This window comes from Xenorhabdus japonica, from assembly GCF_900115195.1.
GTDB lineage: Bacteria > Pseudomonadota > Gammaproteobacteria > Enterobacterales > Enterobacteriaceae > Xenorhabdus > Xenorhabdus japonica.
The window spans coordinates 1-18,471 of the sequence record NZ_FOVO01000007.1 but is presented as its reverse complement, the minus strand read 5'-3'; the positions used below and the strand labels follow the sequence as shown (position 1 = coordinate 18,471).

Annotated in this window: 20 protein-coding genes and 1 other RNA gene; 6 read left to right on the top strand and 15 right to left on the bottom strand. The window is 43.5% G+C overall.

All coding sequences use genetic code 11. The features are described from left to right. Positions 1–48: 48 nt before the first annotated feature. Complete coding sequence (gene rsmI, locus BM135_RS04450) at positions 49–939, top strand: 16S rRNA (cytidine(1402)-2'-O)-methyltransferase (RefSeq protein WP_092518225.1); 891 nt, start codon at positions 49–51, stop codon at positions 937–939. A gap of 43 nt (positions 940–982) precedes the next feature. Further along, positions 983–1,363: RNase P RNA component class A (gene rnpB / locus BM135_RS04445), an RNA gene on the top strand. Positions 1,364–1,463: 100 nt separating this feature from the next. Here the strand turns inward: rnpB and BM135_RS04440 are convergent. Further along, on the bottom strand, positions 1,464–2,183 hold the full coding sequence (locus tag BM135_RS04440) for a pirin family protein (RefSeq protein ID WP_092518223.1): 720 nt from the start codon (positions 2,181–2,183) through the stop codon (positions 1,464–1,466). A 114-nt stretch (positions 2,184–2,297) separates the two neighbouring features. On the opposite strand from BM135_RS04440, the gene BM135_RS04435 reads away from it, so the two are divergent. Next, positions 2,298–3,194 carry a LysR family transcriptional regulator gene (locus BM135_RS04435; RefSeq protein ID WP_092518221.1) on the top strand — a complete coding sequence of 299 codons (897 nt, stop codon included), beginning with the start codon at positions 2,298–2,300 and terminating at the stop codon, positions 3,192–3,194. 65 nt (positions 3,195–3,259) lie between these two features. On the opposite strand, the gene BM135_RS04430 is transcribed toward BM135_RS04435, so the two are convergent. The 5 genes from BM135_RS04430 to BM135_RS04410 form a co-directional block, all read right to left on the bottom strand. Further along, positions 3,260–3,655 carry a DoxX family protein gene (locus tag BM135_RS04430; protein ID WP_092518219.1) on the bottom strand — a complete coding sequence of 132 codons (396 nt, stop codon included), beginning with the start codon at positions 3,653–3,655 and terminating at the stop codon, positions 3,260–3,262. Positions 3,656–3,886: 231 nt separating this feature from the next. Continuing rightward, positions 3,887–4,177, bottom strand: a complete 291-nt coding sequence (locus BM135_RS04425) for a YqjK-like family protein (RefSeq protein WP_092518217.1) — start codon at positions 4,175–4,177, stop codon at positions 3,887–3,889. Continuing rightward, positions 4,170–4,571: a phage holin family protein gene (locus BM135_RS04420; protein WP_092518215.1), complete on the bottom strand. Its 402-nt coding sequence runs from the start codon at positions 4,569–4,571 to the stop codon at positions 4,170–4,172. The genes BM135_RS04425 and BM135_RS04420 overlap by 8 nt, the downstream gene beginning before the upstream one ends. 1 nt (position 4,572) lies before the next feature. Then, positions 4,573–4,878: an ElaB/YgaM/YqjD family protein gene (locus tag BM135_RS04415; RefSeq protein ID WP_092518213.1), complete on the bottom strand. Its 306-nt coding sequence runs from the start codon at positions 4,876–4,878 to the stop codon at positions 4,573–4,575. A 279-nt stretch (positions 4,879–5,157) separates the two neighbouring features. After that, entirely contained in the window at positions 5,158–5,826 is a 669-nt protein-coding gene (locus tag BM135_RS04410) for a DedA family protein (RefSeq protein ID WP_092518211.1), read from the bottom strand. Between the two features lie 680 nt (positions 5,827–6,506). Here BM135_RS04410 and sstT point away from each other — a divergent pair. After that, positions 6,507–7,751 carry a serine/threonine transporter SstT gene (sstT, locus tag BM135_RS04405; protein ID WP_092518209.1) on the top strand — a complete coding sequence of 415 codons (1,245 nt, stop codon included), beginning with the start codon at positions 6,507–6,509 and terminating at the stop codon, positions 7,749–7,751. 82 nt (positions 7,752–7,833) lie between these two features. On the opposite strand, the gene BM135_RS04400 is transcribed toward sstT, so the two are convergent. Continuing rightward, on the bottom strand, positions 7,834–9,855 hold the full coding sequence (locus BM135_RS04400) for an oxidoreductase (protein WP_092518207.1): 2,022 nt from the start codon (positions 9,853–9,855) through the stop codon (positions 7,834–7,836). 339 nt (positions 9,856–10,194) lie between these two features. Here BM135_RS04400 and BM135_RS04395 point away from each other — a divergent pair, with 339 nt between their 5' ends. After that, complete coding sequence (locus BM135_RS04395; protein ID WP_092518205.1) at positions 10,195–10,791, top strand: GNAT family N-acetyltransferase; 597 nt, start codon at positions 10,195–10,197, stop codon at positions 10,789–10,791. 32 nt (positions 10,792–10,823) lie between these two features. On the opposite strand, the gene BM135_RS17650 is transcribed toward BM135_RS04395, so the two are convergent. The 4 genes from BM135_RS17650 to BM135_RS04380 form a co-directional block, all read right to left on the bottom strand. Beyond that, positions 10,824–11,162, bottom strand: a complete 339-nt coding sequence (locus tag BM135_RS17650; RefSeq protein WP_281244110.1) for a DUF535 family protein — start codon at positions 11,160–11,162, stop codon at positions 10,824–10,826. Positions 11,163–11,205: 43 nt separating this feature from the next. After that, positions 11,206–11,610: a DUF535 family protein gene (locus BM135_RS17645; protein WP_281244109.1), complete on the bottom strand. Its 405-nt coding sequence runs from the start codon at positions 11,608–11,610 to the stop codon at positions 11,206–11,208. A gap of 262 nt (positions 11,611–11,872) precedes the next feature. Beyond that, a complete protein-coding gene (locus BM135_RS04385) occupies positions 11,873–12,307 on the bottom strand; it encodes an acetyltransferase (protein WP_092518203.1) in 435 nt (144 codons plus the stop codon). Then, on the bottom strand, positions 12,308–13,504 hold the full coding sequence (locus BM135_RS04380; RefSeq protein WP_092518201.1) for an MFS transporter: 1,197 nt from the start codon (positions 13,502–13,504) through the stop codon (positions 12,308–12,310). 393 nt (positions 13,505–13,897) lie between these two features. Between BM135_RS04380 and BM135_RS04375 the strand changes: the two genes are divergently transcribed. Continuing rightward, the gene (locus BM135_RS04375) at positions 13,898–14,167 is read left to right on the top strand and encodes an Ogr/Delta-like zinc finger protein (RefSeq protein WP_092518199.1); all 270 of its coding nucleotides are present in this window, start codon (positions 13,898–13,900) and stop codon (positions 14,165–14,167) included. A gap of 475 nt (positions 14,168–14,642) precedes the next feature. Here BM135_RS04375 and BM135_RS04370 read toward each other — a convergent pair whose 3' ends face one another. From BM135_RS04370 to BM135_RS04355, 4 genes are read right to left on the bottom strand one after another with little or no spacing between them, the layout of a single operon-like run. Continuing rightward, complete coding sequence (locus tag BM135_RS04370; protein ID WP_092518428.1) at positions 14,643–15,872, bottom strand: beta-ketoacyl-ACP synthase; 1,230 nt, start codon at positions 15,870–15,872, stop codon at positions 14,643–14,645. Positions 15,873–15,910: 38 nt separating this feature from the next. Next, positions 15,911–16,642 carry a 3-ketoacyl-ACP reductase FabG2 gene (locus BM135_RS04365; RefSeq protein WP_092518197.1) on the bottom strand — a complete coding sequence of 244 codons (732 nt, stop codon included), beginning with the start codon at positions 16,640–16,642 and terminating at the stop codon, positions 15,911–15,913. After that, the gene (locus BM135_RS04360) at positions 16,639–17,118 is read right to left on the bottom strand and encodes a hotdog family protein (RefSeq protein ID WP_092518195.1); all 480 of its coding nucleotides are present in this window, start codon (positions 17,116–17,118) and stop codon (positions 16,639–16,641) included. Before BM135_RS04360 ends, BM135_RS04365 begins: the two co-directional genes overlap by 4 nt. After that, positions 17,118–18,299, bottom strand: coding sequence for a beta-ketoacyl-[acyl-carrier-protein] synthase family protein (locus BM135_RS04355; RefSeq protein WP_092518193.1), 1,182 nt, complete (start codon positions 18,297–18,299; stop codon positions 17,118–17,120). Before BM135_RS04355 ends, BM135_RS04360 begins: the two co-directional genes overlap by 1 nt. Positions 18,300–18,471: the final 172 nt, after the last annotated feature.

The following is an 18,471-nucleotide window of genomic DNA, read 5'->3' as shown; positions in this document are numbered from 1 at the left end:
GTTTTTTTCAAAGATGCTCAATTTTAAATCGGTCATTCGGATGAAACAATGAATCAAACCAATCGAGCAGTGGTTACGACATCCACGCTATATGTTGTACCAACCCCTATTGGAAATCTGGGGGATATTACTCAGCGTGCTCTTGAAGTTCTTAAACATGTCGATCTGATTGCAGCCGAAGATACGCGACACACTGGCTTGTTGCTTCAACATTTTGCCATTAATGCGCGCATGTTCGCACTTCATGATCATAATGAACAGCAAAAAGCAGATCAAATACTTACGAAGCTTGAACAAGGAGCGAGCATCGCACTGGTATCTGATGCCGGTACACCTTTGATCAATGATCCGGGCTATCACCTTGTTCGTCGCTGCCGTGAAGCGGGCATCAAGGTAGTGCCACTTCCTGGTCCTTGTGCGGCAATTACAGCACTGTCTGCTGCTGGTTTACCTTCAGATCGCTTTTGTTATGAAGGTTTCTTACCCGCCAAAAGTAAGGGGCGCCAAGATACCTTGCGCGAGTTAGCACAAGAGCCGCGAACGCTGATTTTCTACGAATCGACACATCGTTTGTTGGACAGTTTAGAAGATATTGTGAAAGTGTGGGGGGCGGATCGTTATGTTGTGCTGGCACGAGAATTAACCAAAGCGTGGGAATCTATTCAAGGAATGCCTGCTGGTGAACTTCTGGCATGGGTCAGGGAAGATGAAACCCGTCGTCGGGGAGAAATGGTTCTGATTGTGGAAGGGTATCGTAAACCTGCGGACGATAGCTTGCCGCCGGAAGCTTTGCGGACGCTGGCGTTGCTGCAAAAAGAACTTCCATTGAAAAAGGCAGCGGCATTGGCGGCAGAAATCCATGGTGTGAAGAAAAATGCCTTGTATCGTTATTCGCTCGATCAAAATGCTGCACAGGATCAAATTGAAGAAGACGCGTGAAAACTCCTATACATTGAATAGCAAACCTCTTATAATCCGCGCCGGAGTTGACCAGACAGTCGCTGCTTTACCGCTCTCCCTTGGGAGAAGTAAAGGGGAGGAAAGTCCGGGCTCCATAGGGCAGGGTGCCAGATAACGTCTGGGAGGTGAAAGCCTACGACCAGTGCAACAGAGAGCAAACCGCCGATGGCTCATTTTTGCAAGAAAATGAGATCAGGTAAGGGTGAAAGGGTGCGGTAAGAGCGCACCGCGCGACTGGTAACAGTTCGTGGCACGGTAAACTCCACCCGGAGCAAGACCAAATAGAGGTTCAGATGGTACGGCCCGTATCGAACCCGGGTAGGTTGCTTGAGCCAGTGCGCAAGTGCTGGCCTAGATGAATGGCTGTCCAAGACAGAACCCGGCTTATCGGTCAACTTCACAAATTTAGCCCTATAGAGCGAAAGCTTTATAGGGCTTGTTTCATTTATGGGTAAACTGGATAAATTGACTCAATATGGAATGGGTATCAGGAACAAAAGGAATTAGTCATCCAAATCAATAAGTAGGCCTCGAAATGGAGTATCCGCCTGTAATATCACCTCCTGCTCTTCTTGAATGAATACACCATCCCCGCATTTAAGCATCACATCTCTGCTTTTGTTATCGTTGATTCTTACGTTACCGCGAATTATTGCGTTACCACTGATGGATTGCAGGTAAGCATGTTTGCCTCGCAAAGTCAGAACCTGGTTGTTATGGGGCTTAAGCACGAGATAGCTTATCCTGACTTGTTGGCGCAGACGCATGCTATTGTTTTCTGACGTAGGAGAGGCCAGCAATGTGAGTGGCTTGTTTGTCAGCACCTTACGCTGTAATGGTTGTGCTTCTTGCTGAGGACAGGCATTGAGCCAGAGTTGCAGCCGTGTCAGTAGTATTTTGTCACTGGTATTGTGCTCACTGTAACTAATACCCTGACGGGCAGAAAATAGCAGGCAATCCCCCTGACGTGCATGGAAGTTGTTACCTTCACTGTCTCGATATTGAACTTCCCCTTGCAGGATAATATTCAGAATATCAACATGAGGGTAAGCTTTCGGTTGGAATTCAGCTTTTGGCGCCAAGACTTCCTGATTAAGAACACGCAGTGCCCGGTAGTTCAAAAATTTTGGGTCAAAATAGTGACCAAATGAAAAAGTATAGCGAGCCTGTAACCAACCATAATCAGCTTTTCCGCATTGATTTGCTGTTCTCGTTATCATCATGACTGTAATCTCTTCAACTAATAGATCTATTATTCTCGATCTTAATTATCTGGACGTTGAAATGTTAGCCAGTTAATCTGGTGTCTATATTCAAAATTCCTGATTGAGAAAAATATGAGCAAAGAACGTGCGCTTACCTTGGAATCCCTGCGGGTAATGGATGCGATAGATCGGCGAGGAAGTTTCGCTGCGGCAGCGGATGAGTTGGGCCGAGTTCCTTCCGCATTGAGTTACACCATGCAGAAATTGGAAGAAGAGCTGGATGTTGTGCTGTTTGATCGTTCTGGTCATCGCACGAAATTTACCAATGTTGGCCGGATGCTGTTGGAACGAGGGCGGTTATTGCTTGAGGCGGCAGATAAATTGACAGCAGATGCCGAAGCGCTTGCCCATGGTTGGGAAACACACCTGACTATTGTGTGTGAAGCCCTGTTCCCAATCACATCACTTTTCCCTATCGTGGATAAACTGGCTACTAAATCGAATACGCAACTTTCGTTAACGACGGAAGTACTGGCAGGTGCTTGGGAGCGATTGGAAACCGGGCATGCTGATATTGTGATTGCTCCTGACCTTCATTTTAGGGCTTCGGCGGAAGTGAATTCACGGACACTTTATTCTATTAACAACGTCTATGTTGCCAGTGTGGATCATCCTATTCATCATGAACCCGAACCACTGTCTGATACTACGCGAGTAAAGTATCGTGGAATAGCAGTAGCTGATACGGCAAGGGAGCGCCCTGTATTGACGGTTAAGTTATTGGATAAACAACCTCGCTTGACAGTGAGTACACTGGAAGATAAACGCCGGGCGCTTTTGGCAGGGTTGGGCGTGGCTACTATGCCATATCCTATGGTGGAACAAGATATTGCTGAAGGCCGTTTGTGTGTTGTTGGTTCGGAGTACAGTCATGAAACCAACATTATCATGGCTTGGCGGCGCGATAGTATGGGAGAAGCTAAGTCCTGGTGCTTACGTGAAATCCCCAAATTGTTTGCGAAGAAATAGCGTGCATGAAAGCCCCTTGCTGTGTAATCGCAGCAAGGGGCTTTCAGCTTCTAGCAGTTTTTCTTCTACCAGTTTTTCTTCAATGCATGATCAATACTGAATTTTCCTGGGCCCATCATAGCCAGCAGCAGGTAACCTGCGCCAATGGAGAAATTTTTCAGGAACATAGTCAGGTTCATGTCATTTGAAAAATCATTGTGGAACAGAATAGCTGTCAGAATACAGAAAATAAATGTAAACACAGCCGTGGTACGGGTTAACAGGCCGAACATCACAGCAATTCCGCCACCAAGTTCAAGTAAGATAGTCAGTGGCAGTAAAATTCCCGGAACCTTCATGGCTTCCATAAACTCCTGCGTTCCTGCGTAGGCATCACCTAATTTTCCATATCCTGCGATAATGAAAAGAACGGATATTAAAATACGGGCAATTAATAGGCTACTATCTTCAAATTTTTTCATGAACGTCTCCAAAAATACCGCAGGTAGCGATAAATAAGCTGTCTATTTTGATTTTTTGTCCAATAAATGAACTAAATGGCACAATTTGTTAATCATTGGCTGATGGGCGGTATTCTAAATAGAGGTGTTATTTGTTGATAGTAAAGAATGTTAACAATTTCATGCAGTTTTTTTGAAGAAATTAGTCAGAGTACAAAAGGGAATTTGAATAAGAAACAGAATTATGGCTACTTACTTGTATAGTGTATTTCGCATGGCTTTCATGAACCCAAAGATGCTGACCATGCGGAGTGACCAGCGATAAAATTTCTTGGGATGGCGCAGACCATAAATCAGGGCAACACCAGAGGCAATGGCGAGATAAGGCTTGAAAGCAGTCAAAGTTTGCCAACCTTTATCATAAGCTTGCGTGGCTTCAAGCCAGTTCCGGCTATAGATAGAGAGTAACTGTCGTTGTTGCTGGATCTCTGTTAATAGCTGCTGCTTTCGCAACTTTTGCTGATGATGCCCCGATTTATTCATGATGATCACCCTCCAGCATTTTGCGGTCAACATTCAACTGCTCTCTGGTTGCGTTAAGAAAGGTCAGTTTTCGGGCTTTTTTTATCGTCCACATTGCACTAAATACGGCGAGGAGCAGTAGTGTTCCGGCAGTGATGACCATTGCCGTTATTCGGTAGGCTGGATCGATGACCCAGAATATCAGCACCAGTAGGCATATCAGGCCAAAGCCCGCGAACAATAAGGTAAACCCTATCAGAAGAAGCAGATGTATCAGCGTTGCTGCTCCCTCCTCTAGCTCAACAGCAATAAGTTGGATACGGGTTTCAACCATATGAACAACAATTGCTACTACTCGTCGTACAGTATCAAATAGCCCTTTTCCAGGGCCTTTAGAGTGAGGGGATTGAGTCATTTCAGCGCCTTGAAAGCAGAACACCCAATACAACGCCAACTGCTGCACCGATACCGACACCTGTCCAAGGATTGTCACGGACATAATTATCTGCACGGCCGGCAATTTCTTTCGTTTGATCGACTAGTTTATCGTTAGCATTATTGAGGGCATTACGTGCATCTTTCAGCATTTTTTCTGCTTTACTGCGTAATTTTTCCAGTTCAGCCTTCGATTTCTCACCAGAGTCATTAAGAACTTCTTCCAGAGTATCCGCGAGGGATTGTAACTCAGTGCGTAAATCTTCAGAGCTTCTTTTCTGTGGCATGACTTATCTCCTGAAATATACGATGGATGAATCTCTACCATAGACGCTTTTATAAGGAGTTTAAAGCATGAATAGATGAAAAATTGTCATAATATGCTGCGAATTAATCTAAAAAATTGTTTGAAATGGATGAGCAGAGCGCTTAATGGATAAGTGAAATGGGGCTGGAAGAGTAATGCCCTGTGATATGTTTTTGGTAATATCACAGGGAAAAAGTGGATTGTTATAAAGCCAATTGTTTAAAGTAGATTGTTTAAAAGATTACTTTACAGCCGATTGTTATAGGGAAGAGTTATTAGCGCGTTTTTTACGCCAAACGACGACCAGGCTGCCAATTAAGCCGATGAGCAGCAAGCACAATGGTAACAGAACCAAAAAATTCATCAGATATTCTTCGTACTGGCGGAACAGAGGGCTTTTACCAAGAGCATAACCCAGTGTTGTTAGAATAATCACCCACAGGAACCCGCTAAGCCAATTGAAGATTTGGAAACGTCCATTTTTTAGCCCGGCAAGACCTGCCAGCGTTGGCAGCAATGTTCTGACAAAAGCAATGAAACGGCCTATCAGCAAGGCAGATAAGCCATGACGATGGAATAGGTTATGAGCACGTTGATGGTAATGTGCGGGAAGGTGTGACAGCCAGCTCTGAACTAATTTTGAATTGCCAAGCCATCTTCCCTGAAGATATCCAACCCAGCAGCCAAGGCTTGCTCCGGCGGTAAGAATAATTAAAGTTTCAGAAAAGCTCATGGCTTCTTTTGCAATCAAGACACCAACTAATATCAATAGGCTATCACCGGGTAAAAATGCGGCAGGTAATATTCCATTTTCCAGAAATAGGATAGTAAATAGCAGTATGTAGATCGCCCATGCTAGTGATGGATTAGCTAGTGTTTCGTAATCTTGGTGCCAAAGTGCATAAATAAGGTCTGTTACAATTTCCATCAAATGTTCCTAAAACGCGGGTTAAGGATTGCATCTTACTTTTATGGTGCATTTATGGTGAATTTCTGTTGGTGCTTTGAAATACAAAGCATTAAATTCCGTTGTCATAAAATGCTCTCGAAATCCCTTCAAGGTGGCATAAAGATTGACAGGGACACTTTAACAAAATCAGCAGTAGCGAGACAGAAAATTTTGTTGAGCAATTGAACATTACCTCAATGTAAAAGTAATTCATTCGGATATATCAATTAATTAATCATTTGATGAATTTTACAAAAATAGCATTAATGGGCAATTTATCACGTGGATGGGTTAAATTTATATATTTTGTCAGTTAATTCCACACTGACTCATTGGTTGATTTGTCGAAAAGTAATGTCTCCGTGCTATTCGTATTAGATAAATAATCTGCGCTTATTGCTGAAAGTAATTTTTTGGTAATTAATTGAATTAATAGATTAATTTGTTGTTTTTTATTGTCACGCTTATTACATCATGAATGTATTGCGATGAGAAAATTGCAGTTTCGATCACACTAATGTAAATGAATTGTTATCAATTGTTGTGTAGTCTGTATATTGCAATGAATTATGCTTTGTCGTTCTCTTAATTTCCTGTACTGGAAAAGCAAACACAAAAACATCAGGCTCAGCGAGCTAAAAATATCAAGTGGACAGACTATGGAAAAACAACAAAAAGGCTTTGTGCGGTACATTACACAAGGAAGCCTAGTCAAACAAATTCTGATCGGATTAATACTGGGGGCTTTGCTGGCATGGTTAGCGCCTTCTGCGGCTGAATCGGTTGAACTGCTTGGAACACTCTTTGTCGGCGCATTAAAAGCGGTGGCTCCTGTTTTGGTGTGGATATTGGTCATGTCTTCGATTGCAAACCACAAGATAGGCCAGAAAAGCAATATTCGCCCGATAATATTTCTGTACATTATAGGAACATTCCTTGCAGCAGTAGTGGCCGTAATTGGCAGTATGTTGTTCCCCTCAATGTTGGCGTTGGTGACGAATAATGTTCAAGTATCACCACCGGAAAATATTGTAGAGGTACTGAAAGGGGTATTGATCAATATTGTCGCCAATCCGATTGATGCGATATTAAAAGGGAATTACATTGGAATTTTGGCGTGGGCAATTGGTTTGGGTATTGCCTTGCGTCATGCTAAAGAATCAACAAAGACACTGCTCCAAGATTTATCAGAATCAGTGACACAAGTTGTACGTGTTGTTATCCGTCTGGCCCCTATTGGCATTTTCGGGTTGGTTTCTTCAACGATTGCGACAACCGGTTTTACAGCTTTGCTCGACTATGTTCATTTGTTAGCCGTCCTGATTGGCTGTATGATTATCGTTGCTCTGATCGTCAATCCACTGATTGTTTACTGGAAAATCCGTCGTAATCCTTATCCGTTGGTTTTTGAATGCTTGCGCGAAAGTGGCGTAACGGCGTTCTTTACCCGCAGCTCTGCCGCCAATATTCCCGTGAATATGTCAATGTGCCGCCGCATGAATCTGGATGAGGATACCTATTCTGTTTCCATTCCGTTGGGCGCAACTATCAATATGGCTGGTGCAGCAGTAACCATTACTGTGTTGACATTGGCGGCAGTGAATACGCTGGGCATAGCTGTGGATATTCCTACCGCGATATTGCTTAGCGTGGTTTCTGCCATCGCTGCGTGTGGAGCGTCTGGAGTTGCAGGTGGTTCATTATTGTTGATCCCACTGGCATGTAGCATGTTTGGAATTTCCAATGAAATAGCCATGCAAGTTGTAGCAGTAGGAATGATCATTGGTGTATTGCAGGATTCTGTTGAAACTGCTTTGAATTCTTCCACTGATGTATTGTTTACCGCTGCGGCTTGTCAGGCAGAAGATGCCCGCATAGCTACTGATCGATTAGCTCAGCGTTAATCATTTGCTGGCATTAAGACGGTGATAATTGCTCAACGAATTATCACCGTTTTTCTTTGGATTTTTATCCGGATCTGGCTTGTTACACTTTCAACGCCAGTCTGGCTCCCTGATCGATAGCCCTGCGGGCATCCAATTCAGCTGCGACATCTGCACCACCAATCACATGCACATTTTTCCCCATTGCCTGCAACGGCTGGTAGAGTTCTTTCATCGGTTCCTGGCCTGCACAGATAATTACGTTATCTACTTCAAGGCATTGTTGCTCATCATGACGACGGATATGTAGCCCTTGATCATCAATTTTCAGATATTGAACGCTGTTGAGCATCATTACGCCCCGCATAGACAGGCTGGCTTTATGTATCCAGCCAGTGGTTTTCCCCAAACCATCACCGACTTTGGAATCCTTGCGTTGCAGCAGATAAATTCTGCGTGGAGAGGGTTCTGCTTGTGCTCCATCCGGCCGTAACCCGCCCCGATATGTAATCGTCTGGTCAATTCCCCACTCATGGTTAAACGCATGACTGCTCAGGCTGGTGCTTTGTCCACTTTGGCTCAAATATTCAGCGGTATCAAAGCCAATACCTCCCGCACCGATAATGGCGACGCGTTTTCCGACTTGCCGCTTGTGTTTCAATACATCAAGGTAAGTCAGTACCTTTTTATGATCAATGCCGTCAATATTTGGGGTACGTGGTGTTATCCCTGTCGCGATAACAACTTCATCAAATGATGAAAGCTGGTCGGCAGTTGCAGTATGTTTGAGGCGTAATTCGACACCATTCAATGCTAATTGGCGTTCAAAATAGCGTAAAGTTTCATGGAATTCCTCTTTGCCGGGAATTTGTTTAGCAATATTAAATTGCCCGCCAATTTGATTTTCCCGTTCAAACAGCGTGACATGGTGTCCTCGGCTGGCGGCTGTGACGGCAAAGGATAGTCCCGCAGGCCCTGCGCCGATGACAGCAATGGTTTTGGGGGCTTGGGCGGGGGCAGTAATGAATTCGGTTTCGTGGCAGGCACGTGGGTTGACCAGACAAGACGTCAACTTGCCGACAAAAACTCTGTCCAGACAGGCCTGGTTGCAGCCTATGCAGGTATTGATTTCGTCAGCGCGGTTCTGTTCAGCTTTCAACACAAATTCGGCATCAGCAAGGAAAGGACGCGCCATGGAAACCATATCGGCGCAGCCTTCACTGAGAATTTGTTCGGCCACTTGGGGATCATTGATGCGGTTGGTTGTAATTAAAGGGATGCTGACTTTCCCCATTAATTTCTGAGTGACCCAGCTGAACCCTGCTCTGGGCACCATAGTTGCAATCGTTGGGATGCGGGCTTCATGCCAGCCGATGCCGGTGTTGATGATGGAGGCTCCTGCTTTTTCAATCTCCAGCGCCAGTTGTTCGATCTCTTGCCAATTAGAACCATCTTCCACTAAATCCAGCATGGAAAGACGGTAGATGATGATAAAACGCTCTCCTGTGATGGCACGGACGGCTTTGACAATTTCTATAGCAAAACGCATGCGGTTTTCTAAGGTTCCACCCCACTCATCCTGCCGATGATTAGTGCGTGTGACCAGAAACTGATTGATCAGATAACCTTCTGAGCCCATGATTTCCACACCATCATAGCCTGCTTGTTGTGCAAGCTGGGCGCAGCGGGCAAAATCTTTGATTGTCTGCTGGATGTCCTCCTCAGACATTTCTTGAGGTATAAAGGGATTAATAGGAGCTTGAATAGCTGAGGGCGCGACAGAGTTTTTCTGATAGCTGTAACGTCCGGCATGCAGGATTTGCAAAGCAATCTTTCCCTCAGCCTGATGTACAGCATCTGTAATAAGCTTGTGGTGGGGTAGGGAATCTTCACTATTCAAGACACTTGCCCCTGCGGCGACAGCGCCTTGTTGGTTTGGTGCGATACCGCCAGTCACAATCAATGCGACGCCACCCGCCGCTCGTTCTGCATAAAATTGAGCTAAACGTTGGGCTCCGTCGGGATGTTCTTCAAGCCCCGTATGCATTGAACCCATCAATACACGATTTTTTAGTGTGGTAAAGCCCAAATCCAGTGGTGCAAGCAGGTGAGAGTAGTTGCTCATTGCATTCTCCATCAAATATTTGGTAGCTCAAGAAATATTATTTTTCTCTGTATGGAGCTATATAGCCAAGTGGTCGGATGAGATGATGTTTAAATTTAGACAGTTCCAGCATTATTGGAATCACTTTGTTAACTGATTGTGATAAATATCATGAAATAGAGCATCAATGGCACCTTAATGAAAATCTGTTAAGAATAGAAATGCTTCTTATTTATGATTATTGTATGCTTTTAGCCGTGCATGTTGTAAATGTTCTATTGCATAATGATTTAAATAAATAATTCAGCATTAAATGTTTCAATAAAAGGTATGACAGAAATAAATATTGGTAAAATAAGTATGAGAAAAATAACAGATTGGGTTACGTTGACAGGAAAAAGTGTAACTTTAGTACCTTTTTCGCATGATAGACATGATGAATTTGTTAGCGCTATTGAGGAGGGGCAGTTACATAAACTGTGGTATACCAGTGTGCCTGATCCTGCAAATGTCCATGAGGAAGTTGAGCGCCGTTTAGACCTGCATGCTAATGGCAGCATGTTGCCTTTTACTGTCATTGATAATGCAACAGGTGTAGCCGTTGGCATGACCGGATATATTAATATTGCTGAGAGTATTCCCAGATTGGAAATAGGTGCTACATGGTATGCATGTTCTGTCCAACGCACTGCTATCAATACGGAAGCAAAGTTTTTATTGTTGCAGTATGCATTTGAGGAACTGGAATGTGTTGCAGTGGAATTTCGTACCCATTTTTTAAATCATCGGAGTCGTAAGGCGATTGCACGGTTGGGGGCAAAACTGGATGGTATTTTGCGTCAACACTTGCGAGCCAAAGACGGTTCGTTACGAGACACTTGCGTTTATAGCATTCTTCTCAATGAATGGCCCGCCATTAAAACCCATCTTACATGGTTAATGACGAAGCCACGTTGAGTTCCCAATTGGTATTCCTTTCTGACAGGAAATCAGACTGTTGTAAGGGATTCCCAGAAGGAATTATAATCCGCCACCATTTGCTTCTTCTTTTTATGCCAATAACGGATACTACGGTAGATATGGGTCTTGTTACTGACTGCCAATATTTGTTCACAATTAACATGTTCGGCAAAACGATAAATAGCCTCAATTAACAAGCGTTTGGGAAATAGCCCATAACACTCTTTAGTTGCGTGGCGGATAATCTCCAGAGAATTATCCCCTTTAGCCGGGCCTTGCAATACACCAATAAATAGCGTTTGTTTGCCATCAATTGTCAATAAAGTAAACGCACATTTAGCCAGAATGATATTTTCTTCGGTAGTCATATATAAAGAAAGTTCACCTTCTTTATTCAGATTATCCAGTGAATCAATATATCAAAAATGTTTCATTTTTACCTTGAATGGTTGCCAGTAAATAAGCATGAATATCAAAAATTCTGCTAATTATGGCAGGTTCTAACTGGCTGAATAATAGATGATAGTGTTCATTCAGAGCATTCACAATTTGTTTGTGCTTAAAATTAATGCTTAAATATGGGCGGTGTAATTTACAATGCAAACTGGGCTGCTTTTTCAAAATATCCAAATAACGAGGTGTTCTGGCAAGGCCATTCAATAGTTTCAATGTGGAAACCGGTGTCAGGATACTGCGCAGTGCAAATTTAGTGCGGTTGCTGGAAGAATGCCAATGTTCTCCAGGAGTAACACGTTTTCCAATAAGATCAGTAAACAGCTTCATCCCTGAAGCTGTAGGTTGTTGTAGATAATTCATTAATGCTTAAACTCAATAGAAATAAAAATACTGGTAAAAACGCCATTATATCATTTAACTATTAAGTTCCACTTAGTCGTTTACAAAATATTCCATTAATTTAAATTTATTTTTTTGTATTAAAAAATCTTATTTTGTTGTCATTTTGGCAGAATCGTTTTGTTATTCATTCCCTGAAAAACCGCAAAATGTTAAAAGTCATTCTGAGGCTTTCAACGATGCTTGAGGCGTTACAGGAGTAGGAGATATTGGTCAATGAATCTCAGGTCAGCTTCATATGTAATAAAGGAAACGGATTCCCTTGTCCATCAAGCTCTGAGCGAGAAAAAACCTGAAATCCCATATGTTGGTAGAAGCCTACGCCTTGTGCATTTTGTTCATTTACATCCAATTCGTTGATCTGTAATTCGTGAATAGCAAATTCCAGTAACATCTTGCCGATTCCGGTGCCTCGTGCTTGTGGTACAATAAACAACATTTCTACTCGATGTTGATCGGTACTGATAAATCCCACGATATTATCTTGTCCCTCTACAGCCTTATAAACAGTAAGATTGGGCAGATAATCGTTAAGGATCTGCGGGCGTAAAACTTCAATCATGGCTTTGGGCAAGAAATCATGAGTTGCAAGTACCGAGGCTTCCCAAATTTGGATCAGTGTCGAAAAATCAGTTTTGGTGGCTTGTTGTATCTGCATTTAATACCCCCCTATTTTTCTATCGTTTTCAATTTCAGATTGGACATTTTTACGGCTTAGGCTTGCCAGCAGCATGTAAATTGCAGTAACCAATAAGACAATGAAAAAGAAACTCATCAGCCCATTGTGCTGAACTTGAAAGTAGTGCTGTAGCATAAAATGCCCTGCTCCCAGTGGCCCAATAGAGGAGCCAATACTATAACTTAATAACATGACCTGACTAGCCGCTACAATATAGGACGAATCCAGCTTGTCACAAGCAAGAGTAATCGCAATGGGATACAGCGCAAAAGACGACATACCTAAAAGTGCCAGTGCCACTATCATTACAATATAATGATCAAAGAGATACATTATTCCTACGGCGAATACACCCAGTAATGACACTATTGTCAATAGAAAAGTTTTGCTCATGATGACGGACAGCTTACTGATAATAGACTGTATGACCATTCCGCCCAGAATAATGGATGCCATCAATACACCGACTTGATCGGCGTTGAAATCACTTTGGCTTAGTGATAAAGGCATCAAACCATAGATAGTACCCATAACAATGCCAGATGTTATGCAGCCAACGATCGCTGGCTTACTGAATTTGGTGATTTTTCTCAGCGATATACTTTGGTGATGGAGCGCGGGTGGTTGTCCGTGCCGCACGAATAATGGAGGCAAAATAGCGACAAACAGCAGCACCGAAACCACCATAAAGGGGATCATCCCCTGAGTGCCGATAGACCCAATCAATAACTGCCCTAAAGTTGTTCCACCGTAAAGGGAAGTCATATAGAAGCTCAGGCGTTTGGCGCGTTCTTTAGGGCTATCACCAATTAACAACCAAGATTCGACCACGACAAAAACACCGGCCACGGCCACGCCGGCAATACACCGAACAACTAACCAGATTTCTTTATTTGGAAAAAAAGGTAATACAATTACTGTCGCTGATAAGAGCGACAAAAAAACAATAAATGAAAGGCGGTGACCTATCTTGGCAATAACAGGTTCAATCATCATTGAGCCTATTAATAGACCGATGTAATAAGCACTGGCTAACCAACTGGCATAAATTGTATCAATGCTGAAACTTGCCATCGACAGAGGAATTAAGCTCATTAGGTAACCAGAAGCAATTGCAAAAACAGTCAAGCCGGCGACAGGTACAAATGCACTGTCATTCTTGCGCAGCAGTTTCACTACTGTCGTCTCCACATAAAAAATCAACCAGAAATGCGCTGCTTCTCATCAAGATTTTGCCGAATGGCCGCCACGATATATGCCAAGGATTGGAATATATCTTGGTGATTTAAGCAGTAGGTAATTTACTCAATAGCCTTGAGTGGTGCGGACTATAGTCCTTTATCATAAAGAGATACAACGAGAAAAACTGATACTCATGAATGAAAAGATTTATGGAAAAAAGCATATAACGAAACGATTCCCATTAGAATCTTTGTGTGGTTGGAGTAGAAAGAAGCCTGGTGTATCAGTGACATTACATTCCATATTAAGAAAGATTACGTGAATTCAGGGGTAAAATACGCAAAAAGTCAAAATTGTCAAAATATAAATCTATTGGGAATGAGTAGGATGCGCGTATTAAAAATTTTTTGCCCTGAATGTGGCGTTAAAGCGGTCATTAGTAAAACCAATCGGAAGCACCATGAAATTGCCGATCTTTACTGTGCGTGCGCTGATATTGAATGTGGTTACCGATTTGTCATGAATTTGACTTTTTCACACACATTAAGCCCCAGTGCCAAAACTGGCGATAAATTGCTGCGGACTATGGTGAATAACCTCAATCCGCAACAACGTCAGGAGGTATTGGCCTTATTGAAAGCTGATTCTGTTGCTTAATGAAGCTACTTTCGAACTTTTCATTATTCATAGGATTTATTTGTAGAATTAATGTTTATTTTTTATTGAAAAAGTTAAGATTGGTATTATACTTTTAGAATGAAATAGGTCTATATCATTCATCTTAAATTCTATCGGATATAAGCTATCGCTTTTGGTAGCTTATTTAGAATAAGCCATAATGAGAAAAATTTCTTTATTAATAATATCACGCAATAAAAATTAAAAGTATTTATTACCATCTAGAATAAATATGCATAATTATTTTCTGGTAATAGATAATTAGAAATAATGTTTAAGTATTAAATTAATCTTTCTCGTTTTATAAAACCGGGAGGATGTTATGAATGATATCTCAAATGATGAATCAAAACATTCTTGATAGTAATGACGCCAGGCCACCATATGATGACCTGTGTTTAATAATAAAGCGCTGGTTTTAACCCTGCGCTTTGTCTATGGCCTTAATCCCCAATTAAGCCCAACGTCGGATCACAATCGAGGTATTGATGCCACCAAAGGCAAAGTTATTGCTTTGAATAAACTCGGTCTGGATTTTACGAGGTTGGTGCATAATGTAATCCAACTCCCCACAAGCGGGATCGACCTCTTGCAGATTAATGGTTGGGGCAAACCAGCCTGCATTCATCATTTCCAGACTTAACCATGCTTCAAGTGCACCACAAGCCCCCAATGTATGGCCGAAATAGCTTTTCAGTGAAGATATAGGCGTTTGGTTGCCGAAAATATTGGCTGTAGCTTGACTCTCTGCTACATCTCCACGATCGGTTGCAGTACCGTGAGCACTGAGATAACCGATATCGGCTGGCTGTAAACCCGCTGATTTCAGCGCCATTTCAATGCAGATCTGCATCGTTTCGGATTTTGGCTGAGTGATATGGGAAGCATCACAGTTAGTAGCAAACCCGATGATTTCACCATAAATCTTGGCACCACGTGCTTTGGCGTGTTCCAATTCTTCAAGGATCAATGTACCCGCACCTTCACCAATGACCAGCCCATCACGGTTAACATCAAATGGAGAAGGCGTGGTTTTCGGTGCTTCATTTCTCTGGCTGGTGGCGAATAACGTATCAAATACCGCCGCTTCGGATGGACACAACTCTTCGGCTCCACCTGCAACCATCACGGTTTGATAGCCGTGGCGGATAGCTTCCCACGCGTATCCAATTGCCTGACTGCCAGATGTACAGGCACTTGAGGTTGGAATAACTCTGCCACGCAGACCAAAGAACAAGCCGGTGTTGACGGCGGCGGTATGGGGCATCATTTGTACATAAGTTGTGCCAGTGATGTTATTGGTATGCTTTTCAGTCAGCATGGTGGCAAATTCACTGACTGGCTTGGTACTGCCCGTAGAGGAACCATAGGCAATGCCAGTTTCTCCATTGGTCAGTATCGGATCGCCAAGTAAACCCGCCATCTCTAAGGCTAGCTCTGTGGCGCGCGTTGACATCAGAGAAACACGCCCCATTGAGCGAATGCGTTTGCGGGTGTAGTGTTCGGGTAAAATAAAATCTGTAACGGGTGCCCCAAGGTGGGTATTGAGTCCGTCATATTCTGCCCATGCCGGCATCTGTTCGACCGTATTGATGCCCGCTTTCAACCCAGCGGAAACAGATTGCCAATCGTGTCCCAGTGCAGTAATGCCACCCATTCCTGTGATAACTACCCTACGAGGCATGTCTTTATGGAATTCCTTCTGGAATATCGCATTATGGCTCATAGCATTCCCCCGTTGATTGAAATAACCTGACGGGTTACATATCCCGCAATATCAGACATCAGATAGCTGGCAAGCCCCGCCACTTCATCCACTTGCCCCATCCGTTTCATGGGGATCATATTCATGGCTTCTTTCAGAGCCGCTTCTTCCATTTGGATCATGTCTGTGCCAATCAATCCGGGAGCAATGCAGTTTACGGTGATTTTTCTTTTCGCCAATTCGATTGCCAGTGCTTTTGTTGCTCCGATAATGCCCGCTTTAGCCGCGCTGTAATTGACTTGTCCGCGGTTGCCCATCAAACCGGACACGGATGATAATGTGATAATACGTCCTCCATGACGTAAGCCGATCATCGGCATGACGCAAGGGTGGATAACATTATAGAAGCCATCCAAATTGGTATGAATAACACTGTCCCAGTCATTGCCTTGCAAAGCCGGGAAAGCACCATCTTTGGCGATCCCGGCATTGCAGACGATACCATAGTAAGCACCGTGAGCTTCGATATCTTTTTCCAGTATTTCACGACAGATAATTCGATCCGAAACATCAAAATTCAGTATACGGCCACTGCCTCCGTTCGCCTGAATTTGTTCCAGTGTCTCTTCCGCACCTTTAGCATCGCGGTGATAATGCACGATGACCGTAAAACCATCTGCCGCCAGCCGACAGGCAATAGCTCGGCCTATCCCTTTGCTGGCTCCGGTCACTAGAACTGAACGCATTATGCTACTCCATCCTGTTTATTTATTAGTTGTGTGAGTTCTGTTGTGTTAGGTTGGTAGATGTTCAGGCGGCCTGTTACCAGTACAGTGCCATTACAACTGATTTCACCTTCAAAACTGCCAAATTTTTCATCTTGCAGTAATAAATTCATCTGAATATCCAGCACGCTGCCTTGGGTGAAAGCGGGTACTTGACACCGTACTGCACGTCCGCCCAATAACATGCCCAATGAGGAATCTTCTTCTTCTCTTTTCTTGCGATGCCAGCCAGACCAGACACCAATAGTTTGAGCCATGATTTCAATGGCAAACCAACCCGGCAGATGGCCTTTTTCATTGAGAAAAGGGGATAGAACGCCATCTTGGCTGACTGTGACCTGACAATGCACATGATCGCTGGATACGTTGATCATTTTTTCTAATAACACCATTGGGGCTTCATGTGGGAGATAACGATCTACTGGCAAATAGTCAGACATTATGCAACTCCCAATATCAGGCTGGTATTGTTGCCACCAAAGGCAAAAGAATTTGACATGACAATCGGTTTTTCCAGTGGTTGCGATTGGGTTAGCAAGCCGCAATCAGACAGTGAGGGATCTATGTTTGAGCGTGAAAAATCTTGTGCTGGCAGCGGCAGATTACGCGTCAGCAATAGCCAACAAATTCCGGCTTCACAAGCACCAGCGGCTCCCAGAGTATGACCGGTTAAATACTTGGTTGAACTGCATGGAGTGTTCTCACCAAAAATCTGGTTGATGACAATAGATTCCATCTGGTCATTTAATTTTGTGCCTGTTCCATGCAGGTTGATATAACCGATTTCTGCTGGAGAGAGTTTTGCATTTCCTAATGCCATATTGATAGCTTCAATGGCTCCTTTCCCTTCAGGATGCGGGGCAGACATATGCCATGCGTCACTCGATTCCCCTACGCCAAGTAATGCTATTGGTTGAGATGCACTCGGCTGAGGTTCCCGTGTTAGCAGCAGCAATGTTGATGCTTCTCCGATAGTAATGCCTTGGCGATTTTCACCAAATGGTTCACACAAGGTGGGGGAAAGAGATTCCAGGCTATTAAATCCATTGATTGGCATGCGGCTCAGTGTGTCCGCACCACCAACAATCGCCACATCTACCATATCCATTTCAATCAGACGTTGACCGGTGATAATCGCCCGTGAACTGGATGAACAGGCTGTCGATATGGTAAATACAGGTCCATCAATACTAAGATAATTGGCAAGGAAGCGGGAAGGATCACCCAGTTCCTGTTGGTAATAATGGTAATCCTGATTAGGTTGCTGATGGATCGTGCGGCTGACATGTTGATCACCCTCTTCAAGGCCAGATGTGCTGGTTCCCATGATCACAGCGATGCGTTCCCGACCATAACGGGTGATAGCATCGTCCACTTGTGGTTTTATTTGCATCAAGGCAGCCAGTAACAAACGATTATTACGGCTGTTGTGTTTAAACAGAGAGGCAGGAATAGCGGGCAGTTCACCGTCAACACCTCCCAGACAGCAGGCTTTTTCGGGTTGTAGCCAGCCAGAGCGCTCAGACATGCCGGGTGCCTGACCGAGCACGAGATTCTGCGCAATCTCATCCACGTTATTGCCCAAGGCATTGAGCATACCCACGGCAGAAATATAAATCATGCTTTACTCTTCCAGATGCTGAATGGCGATGTCATAACCGAAAATGAATTGCTGGACGTGAATCGGGCGTCGTTTGCTAGGGCAAACGGGTCTAAATTGAACAGTTAGTTCAGTGATGTGCCTTCAGTACATAAAGGTAGGAACATTGATGATCGTTTGTGATTTACAATCC

Bases quoted from the DNA above. Each gene is read 5' to 3' on its own strand.
- BM135_RS04420 (WP_092518215.1), bottom strand. From the start codon at position 4,571: ATGACTCAATCCCCTCACTCTAAAGGCCCTGGAAAAGGGCTATTTGAT.
- BM135_RS04355 (WP_092518193.1), bottom strand. From the start codon at position 18,299: ATGATTTATATTTCTGCCGTGGGTATGCTCAATGCCTTGGGCAATAAC.
- BM135_RS04425 (WP_092518217.1), bottom strand. From the start codon at position 4,177: ATGAATAAATCGGGGCATCATCAGCAAAAGTTGCGAAAGCAGCAGCTA.
- BM135_RS04440 (WP_092518223.1), bottom strand. From the start codon at position 2,183: ATGATGATAACGAGAACAGCAAATCAATGCGGAAAAGCTGATTATGGT.
- BM135_RS17645 (WP_281244109.1), bottom strand. From the start codon at position 11,610: ATGAATTATCTACAACAACCTACAGCTTCAGGGATGAAGCTGTTTACT.
- BM135_RS17650 (WP_281244110.1), bottom strand. From the start codon at position 11,162: ATGACTACCGAAGAAAATATCATTCTGGCTAAATGTGCGTTTACTTTA.
- BM135_RS04430 (WP_092518219.1), bottom strand. From the start codon at position 3,655: ATGAAAAAATTTGAAGATAGTAGCCTATTAATTGCCCGTATTTTAATA.
- BM135_RS04435 (WP_092518221.1), top strand. From the start codon at position 2,298: ATGAGCAAAGAACGTGCGCTTACCTTGGAATCCCTGCGGGTAATGGAT.
- BM135_RS04370 (WP_092518428.1), bottom strand. From the start codon at position 15,872: ATGCCTCGTAGGGTAGTTATCACAGGAATGGGTGGCATTACTGCACTG.
- BM135_RS04395 (WP_092518205.1), top strand. From the start codon at position 10,195: ATGAGAAAAATAACAGATTGGGTTACGTTGACAGGAAAAAGTGTAACT.
- BM135_RS04375 (WP_092518199.1), top strand. From the start codon at position 13,898: ATGCGCGTATTAAAAATTTTTTGCCCTGAATGTGGCGTTAAAGCGGTC.
- BM135_RS04400 (WP_092518207.1), bottom strand. From the start codon at position 9,855: ATGAGCAACTACTCTCACCTGCTTGCACCACTGGATTTGGGCTTTACC.
- rsmI (WP_092518225.1), top strand. From the start codon at position 49: ATGAATCAAACCAATCGAGCAGTGGTTACGACATCCACGCTATATGTT.
- BM135_RS04385 (WP_092518203.1), bottom strand. From the start codon at position 12,307: ATGCAGATACAACAAGCCACCAAAACTGATTTTTCGACACTGATCCAA.
- BM135_RS04415 (WP_092518213.1), bottom strand. From the start codon at position 4,878: ATGCCACAGAAAAGAAGCTCTGAAGATTTACGCACTGAGTTACAATCC.
- sstT (WP_092518209.1), top strand. From the start codon at position 6,507: ATGGAAAAACAACAAAAAGGCTTTGTGCGGTACATTACACAAGGAAGC.
- BM135_RS04360 (WP_092518195.1), bottom strand. From the start codon at position 17,118: ATGTCTGACTATTTGCCAGTAGATCGTTATCTCCCACATGAAGCCCCA.
- BM135_RS04410 (WP_092518211.1), bottom strand. From the start codon at position 5,826: ATGGAAATTGTAACAGACCTTATTTATGCACTTTGGCACCAAGATTAC.